Origin of the sequence: Streptomyces sp. HB132 (assembly GCF_016909575.1) — a bacterium.
Lineage (GTDB): Bacteria > Actinomycetota > Actinomycetes > Streptomycetales > Streptomycetaceae > Streptomyces.
Genome location: NZ_JAFBGA010000006.1, coordinates 143762 through 155471 on the forward strand (window position 1 = coordinate 143762; position 11710 = coordinate 155471).

Annotated in this window: 10 protein-coding genes; 5 read left to right on the top strand and 5 right to left on the bottom strand. The window is 70.5% G+C overall.

Annotated elements, in window-relative coordinates; all coding sequences use genetic code 11:
* Positions 1-225: 225 nt before the first annotated feature.
* The 3 genes from JOC24_RS16045 to JOC24_RS16055 form a co-directional block, all read right to left on the bottom strand.
* On the bottom strand, positions 226-3549 hold the full coding sequence (locus tag JOC24_RS16045) for a S8 family peptidase (RefSeq protein ID WP_205020973.1): 3324 nt from the start codon (positions 3547-3549) through the stop codon (positions 226-228).
* Positions 3550-3658: 109 nt separating this feature from the next.
* Positions 3659-3967: an SCO4225 family membrane protein gene (locus JOC24_RS16050; protein ID WP_205020974.1), complete on the bottom strand. Its 309-nt coding sequence runs from the start codon at positions 3965-3967 to the stop codon at positions 3659-3661.
* A gap of 177 nt (positions 3968-4144) precedes the next feature.
* Positions 4145-4594 carry a DUF5707 domain-containing protein gene (locus JOC24_RS16055; protein ID WP_205020975.1) on the bottom strand — a complete coding sequence of 150 codons (450 nt, stop codon included), beginning with the start codon at positions 4592-4594 and terminating at the stop codon, positions 4145-4147.
* Between the two features lie 265 nt (positions 4595-4859).
* On the opposite strand from JOC24_RS16055, the gene JOC24_RS16060 reads away from it, so the two are divergent.
* From JOC24_RS16060 to JOC24_RS34205, 3 genes are read left to right on the top strand one after another with little or no spacing between them, the layout of a single operon-like run.
* Positions 4860-7235: a sensor histidine kinase gene (locus tag JOC24_RS16060; protein WP_205020976.1), complete on the top strand. Its 2376-nt coding sequence runs from the start codon at positions 4860-4862 to the stop codon at positions 7233-7235.
* Positions 7232-7912: a response regulator gene (locus JOC24_RS16065; protein ID WP_205020977.1), complete on the top strand. Its 681-nt coding sequence runs from the start codon at positions 7232-7234 to the stop codon at positions 7910-7912. Before JOC24_RS16060 ends, JOC24_RS16065 begins: the two co-directional genes overlap by 4 nt.
* Positions 7842-8282 (top strand): SCO4225 family membrane protein, encoded by a 441-nt coding sequence (locus JOC24_RS34205; RefSeq protein ID WP_374104502.1) that lies wholly within the window; start codon positions 7842-7844, stop codon positions 8280-8282. Before JOC24_RS16065 ends, JOC24_RS34205 begins: the two co-directional genes overlap by 71 nt.
* A 17-nt stretch (positions 8283-8299) precedes the next feature.
* Here the strand turns inward: JOC24_RS34205 and map are convergent, their stop codons facing one another.
* On the bottom strand, positions 8300-9082 hold the full coding sequence (map, locus tag JOC24_RS16075) for a type I methionyl aminopeptidase (RefSeq protein WP_205020978.1): 783 nt from the start codon (positions 9080-9082) through the stop codon (positions 8300-8302).
* 67 nt (positions 9083-9149) lie between these two features.
* Between map and JOC24_RS16080 the strand changes: the two genes are divergently transcribed.
* Positions 9150-9452 carry a helix-turn-helix domain-containing protein gene (locus tag JOC24_RS16080; protein ID WP_205020979.1) on the top strand — a complete coding sequence of 101 codons (303 nt, stop codon included), beginning with the start codon at positions 9150-9152 and terminating at the stop codon, positions 9450-9452.
* 191 nt (positions 9453-9643) lie between these two features.
* Here the strand turns inward: JOC24_RS16080 and JOC24_RS16085 are convergent, their stop codons facing one another.
* Entirely contained in the window at positions 9644-10678 is a 1035-nt protein-coding gene (locus JOC24_RS16085; RefSeq protein ID WP_205020980.1) for a bile acid:sodium symporter family protein, read from the bottom strand.
* Between the two features lie 115 nt (positions 10679-10793).
* Between JOC24_RS16085 and JOC24_RS16090 the strand changes: the two genes are divergently transcribed.
* Positions 10794-11687 carry a LysR substrate-binding domain-containing protein gene (locus JOC24_RS16090; protein WP_205020981.1) on the top strand — a complete coding sequence of 298 codons (894 nt, stop codon included), beginning with the start codon at positions 10794-10796 and terminating at the stop codon, positions 11685-11687.
* Positions 11688-11710: the final 23 nt, after the last annotated feature.

Here is an 11710-nt window from a genome sequence, read left to right on the forward strand (position 1 = left end):
CGCCGATAACCACGGCCCCTGGCCCCATGCATCCGAGCAGGCCCATTTCCGGTACCGGTTCACAGCCTCGGTGGCAGTGTCCGACCGATCCGATGATCTGGAACGGCACCGGGAAACAAGAACGGGGGAATACGTTTCGCAAAACGTATTTCTTGCGGTGAGTCCCGCCCGGTGGCTTGACCGGGCGGGACCGGGCAGGTGCCACTCGTGAGCCGTCGGGGCCGGCTACTTGAGCAGGTACGCCTTCACGATGGTCACCTGGTAGGTGCTGCCCTGCTTGTCGGTGAGTTTCGCCTTGAGGCTGACCGACGTGGCCTTCTTGGGGTGGTTGAGGGAAAGCGTCCGTCTGCTCTTCTCAGTGAGGACGGGGGCCTTGGACCACTTCTTGCCGCCGTCGTAGGAGACCTGGACGGACAGTGCCTTGAAGCTCTTGGCGGCCGGCCCCTGGAGGGTGAGCGGAACCGTGAGCTTCTTCCCTGCCGCGGCCCTGCTGTGCAGGTCGAGCTTCGGGTTGAAGCGGACCGAGGAGAGCGGGAGCACCGTGTAGGTGTCGCTCGGGGTCTCCTTCGAACGGAAGGTCCAGGCGGCGACGAGGCGGGTGGTGACACCGGCGACCTTGGTGGAGCGGGTCGCATCGGTGCTGATCCGGTAGGTGGCGGTCCTGGACGGCAGGCCGAAGGTGTCCTGGCAGAGCCCTGCGGTGGAGGTGAGGACGTTCTTGCCGTTGACGGTGACGGCGGTTCGCTGCTTCGTCACCGCCGACAGGCCGACGTTGCCGTCGCCGTCGGTGTACTCCCCGATGCAGAAGCTGAGGTCGTTGCCCGAGCGGCGGGCAGTGTTGTAGGTGTTGATCTTGGGGCTGAACACTCCGACGTTGAACGTCTGCGTGTAGGTCTTTCCCCGCTGGTAGGTCTTGAGGTCGGGCTCGCTGAAAATGATCTCCAGACCGTCATCGCCGCTGCCGGGCTGGAGCTGCCCGGTGGAGAAACCCCACGTGACGCCCTTGCGCGTGTTGACATAGGTCTTCGCCGTGGCGGGCAGGGGGAAGGGCCTGCTGACGGTCTCGTGTCCGACTCCCGCGGCCGTCTCCCAGCTGGGGCTGATCGCACCCGTGCGGTTCTTGGCGGAGGCGCCGATCCGGTTGTTCACCAGGGCCAGTTCGCTCCTGGCCGCCTTGTGGACCAACCCGGTGTGAAGGGAGCGGGTGCGGTCGTAGAGCAGGTTGTAGGTCGTGCTGCCCTTCTGCCACGTTCCGCCGATGTACGAGCCGAACTCCTTCGCGGGCAGCGCGGGGCCCACGTGACCGGTGCGGAACCCCTTGAAGGACTTCTGCTGCCAGACCGATCCGTAGACGGTGTCGGTGTTCTCCAGGAAGTACTTCAAGTAGGTGTCGACGCTCTTGGCTCCTCCGGGCACGGTGATGTCCACCGGCTTGGCCTTGCGGGCGTCGAAGGTGACCGTGGTGTTCTTGGCGACTGAGAGCTTGGGCTGCACCATCAGGGCGATGTCCGGGGCCGCCCGGGTGCCCTTGCGGGTCTGGACGGGCGTCTCCAGGAGGTACCTGCCCCTGGGTACGCGGGTCCGGACGGTGCCGTCGCCCTCGGTGTCGTAGGCGTTCAGCAGGAAGTCGGTGTTCTGGCCGAGGACGAGCGTGCCCGACTGCGAGGGCCTGCCGTCGGTGCCCACGTACCTGAGGGTGAGGTCGTACGCTTCCCCCTCGCGTGCCGCCCCGAAGGAGGTGCGCACGTTCTGGCCGCCCTCCACGGCCCGGGCGACCAGCACCCCGGCGAACAAGCCGTCCCGGCCGCCGGTCCGCGTGTCGGCGACGAGACCGACGTCCGCGGTGGAGCCGGCGGGGACGGTGACCTGCTTGGTGGTGAGGGTGAAGAACCCGACCGGTACGGCCTTTCCGCCGGGGCCGGCGGTCTCCGTCGACAAGTTGAGGGTGACCGGCTCCGTGCCGTCGTTGCGGTAGGTGATCCGCCGGGTCAGCGGCTTGTCGTCGGCGTGCGGCCAGAGCTGGGTGCCGAAGTTCACCGACGTCTGCTCGCTGACCACGCTCTGGACGATCGCCCGAGCCAGATCGGTCCGACCTGTTCCCTGCTGGAAGGGCGACTGCTTGCTGCCGGGCTTGGCGGATGAGGTCAGTGCCTGCTTGATCCGCTGACCGGTCCAGTCCGGGTGCTGCTGGGCGAGGACGGCCGCCGCACCCGCCACGTGCGGAGTGGCCATCGATGTGCCCGACATCGCGACATAACCGGGGGCGGCCGGGGTGCCCTCGGTGCCCTTGGCCGCCTTCGCGGCGACGATGTCGACCCCGGGTGCGGTGATGTCCGGTTTCAGTGAGCCGTCGGCCGTAGGGCCGGTACTGGAGAAGTCCGCGATCCGGTCCTTGCGGTCGACCGCGCCGACGGTGAGCGCCGAGGCCGCGCTTCCGGGGGAACCGATGGTCGAGGCGTCGGGGCCCTCGTTGCCCGCGGCGACCACGAAGAGTATGCCGCTCTCGGCGGATATCCGGTCGACCGCGGCTTCGAGCGGGTCATGCTCCCCCGTGTCCTCGCCGCCCAGCGAGAGGTTGGCGATACGGGCGCCGTTGTCCGCCGCCCACTGCATCCCCGCGATGATGCCGGAGTCCTCACCGCTGCCCTCGTCGTCCAGGACCTTCGCGTCCAGGATCCTCGCGCCGGGCGCGACTCCCCTGTGTGTGCCGGACTTCGCTCCGGAGCCCGCCAGGGTCGATGCGACATGGGTCCCGTGGCCGACGTGGTCGACGGTGTTCTTCGCACCGGAGAAGTCCTTCTGGGCGATCTCCACCCCCTTGAGGTCGGGGTGCGTCTCGTCGACGCCGGTGTCCAGTACGGCGACCTTCACCCCCGCACCGTCGAAGCCGGCCTGCCAGGCCGCAGGGGAACCGATCTGCGCGACGCTCCTGTCCAGGGCCACCTTGCGCCGGCCGTCCAGCCACACCCGGGCGATGCCCGGTGCTGTGGTCCTGGCCTCCTCGCCCCGGTGACCAGCGGCGGTCAGCGCCTCCCAGACCTCGGCCGAGTCGCTCTTGGGCGCGGTCAGCGCCTCCCCGGCGACGGCGGGCAGGCTACGGCGAACGCGGACGTCCGCGGCGGCTATCGCGGCTTTCGCGGTCGACCGCCCCTTCGCGGCGTACGAGACGATCAGCGGCACCGTGCCACGGTGCGCGTCGTCGTACCGGGCCCTGAGCAGGCCGGTCACGTCGAACAGCCGGCGGTCCAGGGTGCCCTGCCCGACCAGGGACAGGGCATCTGAGGGCAGGACGTAGGTGTCGGCCCCCACCTGCTGGATGGAGATCGCGATGTGCTCGCGGCCCTCGGCCGGCTGGACCCGGACCACCTTCCCGCTGCCGTCGAGGTAGGCCCGGTCGCCGGAGATCAGCGTCACCACACTTCTGGCGCTGCTTCCTGAAGGCGCCGCCGCCCCGGGCTCCTTGCCCGATGGTGTTCCGTCGGCTCCGGGCCGGGGGGTCGCGCCCGGTGCGGCACCGGCCGTCAGGCAGGTCGTGAGCAGTGCGGCCACCACGGCCGCACCCGTTCTTCTCTTGTTCCTGAGCAAAGCTGTGCCGCCCTTGAAAGATTGATCGGGTCGCGCGGCAACCGGCCGATGCGCGACATGAACTGGTGGGGTGTCAGACACCGGCAGTGCGCCGGGCTCTCCGCGCGCGGACCCAGTGGTACGCAGCGCCGAGTGCGAGCGCCTGGACGACGGCCCCGACCACTACACCGATATAGGGCAGCGCGCCGGGCAGAGCCGAGAAGAGGAGCGAGGTGGGTGCGGTGAGAAGGAACAGCCAGACCGCGGCAAGGCTGCCGTCCACGGGCTCGGTCAGCGCGACGTCCGTCCCCAGCCAGACCACCAGGGCCAGATACCCGACGGCAGCGGGACTCCTCAGGTAGCGGCGCAGCGACTTGGACATGGGGCGTGAGGAAGCAGTCATCTCTAACTCCGGAGTGGGGAAGCGTGTTGCTCGACGTGAGGCACACGGGTGCCGGGGCGACTACTGCCACCGAGCACTCAAGCTGATGTTCGTCCGGCGATCACCCGACGCCCGGGGCTGCACACACCCCTGCGCTCCGGGCGGACCGCGTGATTGACCGGCCGTTCGACCGGCGTGTCAGCGCGTGAGGTCGAACGTGGCGGCGCGGGGCACGAACGTCGTGCCACCGTCCTTGGCCGTCGCCAGTGCCGTGACGTACCAGGTGCCCTCGGCCAGTTCGGCCGCCGCCCGCTTCGTGACCTCGAGGGTGTAGGTGCAGCGGGCGGTGCCGTCCGAGACGCTCCGGCAGGTGGCCGTCTCCCCCGAGCGAAGCTCGCTCTCGGTCGGGTCGAGTCGCGAACTCGCGGGCCAGGCGATGACCTTGAGATCTCGGATGCCCGAGCTGTCGCTCACGTCCACGGTGTAGGTGAACGACCCGGCGCTGCCGCCGGACGGAGCCGCATAACGAGCCGAGCCGTTCTCCAGGGCCGGTTCGGTGGGGGACGAGGCCAGGGCGAGGCCGCCGGCGGCGACCGCGCTGAGGGCGGTGGCACCGATGAGTGACGAGACGAGGATGCGCTTGGACATGTGTGATTCCCCCGAGTGGTCGAAGAGTTGGGATCGAGATGCGGAAGGGCGGGGCAGAGGCGCTGGTGGAGCAGGTCGCCGAGCGTCGTCCGATCGGGTTCTCGATGTGTCCGAGCCTAGGGCCGGGGCCACGGTGCCGTCCTCACGCTGCGGGACGATCAGCGCGTTGAACCACAGGTGGAGACTCTGCAACCCAGGTAAGAGATTGGAGTCCACCTCCAGCCGGATCCAGGCCGCTCACCTGCGGCGATAGCCTTGCTCCACCATGAATCGAACCGACGACCGGCTGCTGCCGGTCCTGTTGATCTGCGCCCAGGCCGTGGTGTGGCCCGGGGTGCCGCTCGTGCGCGGGGCCGTGCCGCCCGCATCCGCCCTCCTGGTAGCGGCCTTGGTCGCCGGAGTGGCAGCGGCCGCGCTCGCCCTGCGGCGTTCCCGGCCGGTGGCCGCGCTCGCCGTAGTTGCCGCAGCCTGCGCGCTGGGGTCCGGTCCGCTGCCGGCCGGGGCGACGGCGGTGCTCGGGACTGCGGGCGCCGCGATGGCGGTATTCGCCGTGGCGGTCGAACGCGACGCCTTCACCGCCGTGCTGTGCGTGGTGGCCCTCGCCGGCTGGCAGTTGCTGCAGCGCATCAGCCTGCACGGGCTCAGTGACCCCGACGGGCTCGACCTGGTCCTGACCGCTGTCCTGTACGCCGCCGCATGCGGCACCGGCCTGCTCGTGCGGCGGGCCCGTCGCGCACGGCGAGCGGCCGATCAGTTGCTGACGCGGGCCGAGTCCGAGCGTCGCCGACTCCCGGAGGTCGAACGGCGCCGGATGGAAAGGGAGCTGCACGACATCAGCGCCCACCATCTGACGGCCGTCGTCGTCACAGTGGGAGCAGCCCTCGGGTTGCGAGACCGTCGCCCCGAACTGGCAGATAAGGCGCTGGAGTTCGCGGCCGAGACCGGCCGCGAGGTCACCCGCGCACTCGGGGCGGTACGAGCGCCGACGCCCTCCGGCGCGGATGTGCCGTCACCGGAGGAACGGCTGCACGACCTGGTCACCGGGTTCCGGCGCCTGGACCAGCAGGTGGACTACGAGATCGACGCCCTGCCGGACGGAGCCGTCGCGGAGGCGGCGTACGGCATCGTGCGCGAGGCGCTGACCAACATCGCACGGTATGCGCCCGGCGCGCACACCAAGGTGCTGTGCCGGTACGGCGAGACCCGCACCGACATCGCGGTCACGAGCACGGCTCCGCCTGCCGGTGCGGTGACGCACGGTGCGGGTCTGGGCGGAGGCCGCGGGCAGGGCTTCCTGCGTTCCCGGGCCCGGGAGGCGGGCGGCACGGTGCACAGCGGTCCGACGGCGGAAGGCGGGTGGGAGGTACGGGCGGTACTGCCGGGCCGGACGGCCACGACCGTGGAGCCGTCGGCTCCGAGGTCCTACCGCGTGGCGCAATCGGTGGCGGCGGCCGGCCTGGTCCTGCAGCCGTTGCTCCCGACGCTGGTCATCCGGGCAGAGGACACCTCGAGCGGGACCCAGGTGTCCGCGGGCATCTTGTTCGCCCTGCTGGCGGCGGGCCAGGCGATGGCCCTGCTGTGGCTGCGGAGGGCTCGTCGGCCGGCGTACGGAATGCTGCTGGGGCTGGCTCTGCTGTGGCCGGTGGCGATGGCACTGGGCGACTACAGCGGCCCTGTCCTCCTCCCGGCCGTGCTGAGTCTGCTGCCCACGTGCGCGGCGCTCGCGATGGAGCCGGCCCGAAGGACCCGGCCCCGCAAGAGGCGCGGAGCCACATCGAGACGTGGCTCCGCCCTTGCGGGACCCGCCCAGGAGCGCGGGAGCGACTCGCGACCGCCGTCCTTCCGCCACGCCACGGCCGTTCTCTTCGCGGTACCGGTGCACGCGACGGCCGCCACGGTCGCGGTTCTGGGCCGAGGTACGACTGCTCCCCTCTGGACGGTCATCGCGGGAATCACCGTCGGCGTAGCGCTCACCGCTGTCACGGCTCACCGGGCCGGAACCCTCTGGGCCCGTCGCCGACAAGCCGATCACCGCGCCCACATCGAGCGTCTCGCCGCCTGGACCGAGGAGGCCGTACGCGACGCCTGGACGGAGCGTCACCGTATCGCCGCCGGACTCGAGACCACGGTTCTCGCCCGCACCGCCGACATGGTCGCCCAGGCGGAGGCGGGCCGGCTCGACGCGACCGCGAGTCGTGCCCGCCAAGCCCTGGCCGCCATGCGCGCCCTGCTCGACACCGAGCTGCCGCAGGGCGGGACACCGCCCGAACTCCGGCCGCAGCCCACCCTCCAGGCGCTCGACCTGCTCGCCCACCATCTGCGGGCCACCGGCCGCGACATCGAGATACGGATGACCGACCGCGTACCGCGGCGACTGCCCGCCGCCGTCGATCTGGCCGCCTACCACGCCGCTGAGAGCCTGCTCACGGCTGGCGGCGACGAGCCCTCCCTGCTCGAACTCGACGTGGACACCGATACCTTGACGCTCACGGCCACGGGGGTGCCTCGCGCGGCCGTACGGGAGTGGCTGACCACGCGGGTCGCCACGCTCGGCGGCACCCTGACCACCGGCCCGCGAGGGACGGCCCACCTCCGGTTGCCACTCGCCCCCGCGCCGGATACCGAGAAGAGACATCGATGAGCCTCAACGTGCTGGTCGTCGACGACCAGGGCATCGTACGGGCGGGATTCGCCGCCGTGATCGACGCCGAGGAAGACATGACGGTCGTCGGCGAAGCCGCCGACGGCGCGACCGCGGTGCGACTCGCCAAGGAGCTGGCTCCCGACGTCATCGTCATGGACGTACGCATGCCCGAACTGGACGGCATCGCCGCCACCCGCATCATCACCGGACAGGAGAACGCGCCCCGTGTCATCGTCCTGACCACCTTCGACCTCGACGCGTATGTCTTCGACGCGCTTCGCGCCGGTGCGTCGGGCTTCCTCCTCAAGGACGTACACCCCTCCGAACTGCTCCGAGGCATCCGGGAGGTGGCTTCAGGCGAGAACGTGCTCGCCCCGTCCGCGGCACGCCGCCTCATCGGTCACTACGCGAACCGGCCACCCGCCGCGCTCCCGGCCAGGAACTCCCCCGAACTGGACAGCCTCACCGGCAGCCAGCTGCGCGTCCTCACCCTGGTCGCGGCCGGACTCACCAATGCGGAGATCGCCGAGCAACTGGGCATCGCCGTAGGCACCGTGAAATCCCATGTGAACGCGCTGCTCCGCAAGCTCGGCCTGCGCGACCGTGTGCACGCGACAATCCTCGCCTACGACCTCGGCCTCGCCCACCCGAATCCACCAGGCACCCATCTCTGACCACGCGGACGCGACAAGCGCAGCGAAGGAGCCCATCACCCTGTCCGGCACCGCTCCCGATCCCGGAGGATCCGTCCCGCGCCGACTGCGCGACCACGTCGGCGCCCTCGGCTTCGTCTACCTCGGCGTCTGCGCCGTCCTGCTCGTGTGGGCAGTGGTGGTGACCCTCGGCGACAGCTCGGACGAGTCCATGGCCGGCGTCATCCCGCTCCTGGCCACCGCCCCCGCCAGCCTCCTGTTCCTCATGTTGCCGGCCAACAGCGTCGTGTTCTTCACCGCCGTCGTGGTCGGAGCAGCGGTCAACGCCGGAATCATCGGCTGGTGCACCCGCGCACTGCGCCGCGGCGGGCGACCGCAACTGGTGAAGTAGCGCCAAGGGTTTCGGCCTTACGGCTGCGACGGCTTCGGCAGCGTGAGGATTTCGGCCCCGTCGTCGGTGATGGCGATCGTGTGCTCGCTGTGTGCCGTCCGGCAGCCCGTCGCGCTCCGGAGCGTCCACCCGTCGGCGTCGGTGACGAGGGCGGCGGTGTCCGCCATGATCCAGGGCTCCAGCGCCAGCAGCAGCCCGGGGCGCAGTTTGTATCCACGGCCGGGCCGGCCGGTGTTCGCGACGTGCGGGTCCTGGTGCATCGTCGACCCGATGCCGTGCCCCCCGAATTCGGTGTTGATCTCGTATCCGGCCTGACCGAGGACCGTGCCGATGGCGTGGGAGATGTCGCCGATGCGAGCTCCGGGTCCGGCGGCGGCGATACCCGCGGCCAGCGCCCGTTCGGTCGTCCTGATCATCGCGATGCTCTCCGCGGGCTGCGCGTTGCCCACGACGAAGCTGATGGCGGCGTCCGCGGCGACTCCGCGCTTGGAGACGGCGAGGTCGAGTGTGAGCAGATCGCCGTCGGCGAGCGCGTAGTCGTGGGGCAGCCCGTGGAGCACGGCATCGTTGACGGCCGTGCAGATGTAGTGGCCGAAGGGGCCGCGTCCGAAGGAGGGCGCGTAGTCGACATAGCAGGACTGCGCTCCCGCCTCGGCGATCATGGCCTTGGCCCACCGGTCGATGTCCAGGAGGTTCGTGCCGACCGCGCACCGGCCCTTCAGCGTCTGCAGGATGTGTGCCACCAGGGCGCCTGTGTCTTTCGCACGGGCCAGCAGGGCGGGGTTCAGGATCTCGATCATGTGCCACTTTTCCTCATGGAACCAACAACTATACCGGTCAAACTATACCGGTACTAGAATCGGGTCCATGGTCAGACTGCCGCTCACCCCCGCAGAGGTCGCACGCGGACAGCGCCTCGGCGCCCTCCTACGCCGGGCCCGGGGAGAACGCTCGATGCTCGAGATCGCGCTCGACGCACGTGTCTCCCCCGAGACACTCAGGAAGATCGAGTCGGGCCGCGTGGCCACACCCGCCTTCCCGACCATCGCGGCGATCGCCGATGTCCTCGGCCTCTCCCTCGACGCGGTGTGGGCCGAGATCAGCCGCTCCGACAGTGACGTCGTACCGGCGAACGCCGATCACTACGCAGGTGAGCGGCTGACCGCGTAAGCCTCCGCCCCGAAGCCGCGCCGGGCAGTCGGGGCGGACCTGACTCCGACGCGCGGCAAGGGCCGCAGCGCCTCTTCCCGCTCCGGTTCGGGCCGAGGGCCGCCTCGTCACCGGGCAGCCATCGGCCTCCCACGACCCACCGGGCCATCGCGCTCGCGCCGGGGTTCAGCGGCGGCGCCGGCCGGCAGCGCTCAGTTCAGCGCCCCAGCAGGTACGGGCCTGACGCCGGTATCGCTCGGCAGCGGGTCGCGCGAGCGGCGCTTCGCGATCACCGCGCAGACCATCAGCTGCATCTGGTGGAAGAGCATCAGGGGCAGCACCGCGAGGCTCGCGTGCGCGCCGAACAGGACGCTGGCCATCGGCAGCCCGGCCGCCAGGCTCTTCTTCGAGCCGGCGAACTGGATGGCGATGCGGTCCTCCCGCCCGAAGCCGAGCCGCTTCGACCCGTACCAGCTCACCGCGAGCATGAGGGCCAGCAGCACCACCTCGGCGCCGAGCAGCGCGCCGAGGCGGAGCGGGGTCACCTGGTGCCAGATGCCCGCCACCATGCCTTCGCTGAAGGCCGTGTACACGACGAGCAGGATCGAGCCACGGTCGACGTAGCCCAGCACCTTGCGATGGCGGCTGATGAAACCTCCGACCCAGCGGCGCAGCAACTGCCCCGCGAGGAAGGGCGCCAGCAACTGGAGGACGATCTTCAGCAGGGAGTCCGCCGAGAACCCTCCCCCGCTTCCGCCGAGCAGGACTGCGGCCAGCAGCGGGGTGAGCAGGATCCCGGCGATGCTGGAGAAGGAGCCGGCGCAGATGGCCGCGGGCACGTTGCCGCGGGCCATCGAAGTGAAGGCGATCGATGACTGGATGGTCGAGGGCACCAGGCACAGGAAGAGGAACCCGTCCTGGAGCTGCGGGGTCAGGACGAACGGCACCAGCCCGTGACTGGCGAGCCCGAGCAGCGGGAAGACCACGAAGGTGCAGGCCAGGACGGTGAGGTGAAGCCGCCAGTGCTTCAGTCCGTCGAGCGCCTCGGCGGTGGAGAGGCGCGCTCCGTAGAGGAAGAAGAGCAGCGCCACCGCACCGGTCGACGCGCCGCCCGCCACTTCGGCACCGGCCCCGGAGACGGGCAGCAGCGCCGCGAGTACCACCGTGCCGATCAGCGCCAGGATGTACGGGTCCACCGGCAGCCAGGACGGCAGTGCGGGGATACGGCGGCTGGTGCGGCGGTTCATGTGCTCCGTGCCTTCTCGGTGGAATCGTGGCCTCCCCATCCTGCTCCCGAACACCGCGATCGGGAATCAGGCATACAGCACTGACTGTCATCACGAAACGCGATAGCCTCGCCACATGTACGACCCCTCCCAGCTCCGCACCTTCATGGCCGTCGCCCAGACCCTGAGTTTCACCCAGGCGGCACGTCGGCTGGGTGTCCGGCAGTCCACGGTCAGCCAGCACGTCCGCCGGCTGGAGGCCGAGGCGGGCCGCTTGCTGTTCAGCCGCGACACGCACCGGGTCGATCTCACCGAGGACGGCGAGGCCATGCTGGGCTTCGCCCGGACGATCCTGCAGGCCAACGAGCGCGCGGCGGCGTTCTTCACGGGCACCCGGCTGCGCGGGCGGTTGCGCTTCGGGGCCTCCGAGGACTTCGTCCTGACGCGGCTGCCGGAGATCCTGGAGTCGTTCCGGCGGGAGCATCCCGAGGTCGAGCTGGAGCTGACGGTGGAACTGTCCGGCGCGCTGCACCAGCAGCTGGCGGCAGGCCGGCTCGATCTGGTGCTGGCCAAGCGCCGCACCGGGGACACCCACGGCGAGCTGGTCTGGCAGGACACCCTGGCCTGGATCGGCGCCCCGCAGCTACGGATCGATCCCGACCGCCCGTTGCCCCTGATCGCCTTCCCACCGCCCGGCATCACCCGGGCCCGCGCCATGGAGGTGCTGGAGGAGCACGGCAGACCCTGGCGCTTCGCGTGTACGAGTGCGAGCCTGAGCGCACTCGTCGCGGCGGCCCGGGCGGGCCTGGGGGTGATGGCGCACACCCGTGGGCTCATTCCGCCGGGGCTCGTGCCGGTGCCGTCCAGGGCGGGTCTGCCGGAGCTCGGAGATGTGGATTTCGTCCTGCTCCACGGACGGCGCAGGAACACCGCCCAGGAGGCGGCGGACGCCCTCGCTGCGGCGATCCTGGCAAGCGGCGACCGTCTTCATCGGGCTCCGGTCGTGCCGTCGCACCCGGAATCGGCGTAGGTGCCCCGTACAGATTCGGTGGA

Coding starts and splice junctions, on each gene's coding strand:
- JOC24_RS16065 (WP_205020977.1), top strand. CDS start 7,232: ATGAGCCTCAACGTGCTGGTCGTCGACGACCAGGGCATCGTACGGGCG.
- JOC24_RS16060 (WP_205020976.1), top strand. CDS start 4,860: ATGAATCGAACCGACGACCGGCTGCTGCCGGTCCTGTTGATCTGCGCC.
- JOC24_RS16050 (WP_205020974.1), bottom strand. CDS start 3,967: ATGACTGCTTCCTCACGCCCCATGTCCAAGTCGCTGCGCCGCTACCTG.
- JOC24_RS16080 (WP_205020979.1), top strand. CDS start 9,150: ATGGTCAGACTGCCGCTCACCCCCGCAGAGGTCGCACGCGGACAGCGC.
- map (WP_205020978.1), bottom strand. CDS start 9,082: ATGATCGAGATCCTGAACCCCGCCCTGCTGGCCCGTGCGAAAGACACA.
- JOC24_RS16055 (WP_205020975.1), bottom strand. CDS start 4,594: ATGTCCAAGCGCATCCTCGTCTCGTCACTCATCGGTGCCACCGCCCTC.
- JOC24_RS16090 (WP_205020981.1), top strand. CDS start 10,794: ATGTACGACCCCTCCCAGCTCCGCACCTTCATGGCCGTCGCCCAGACC.
- JOC24_RS16085 (WP_205020980.1), bottom strand. CDS start 10,678: ATGAACCGCCGCACCAGCCGCCGTATCCCCGCACTGCCGTCCTGGCTG.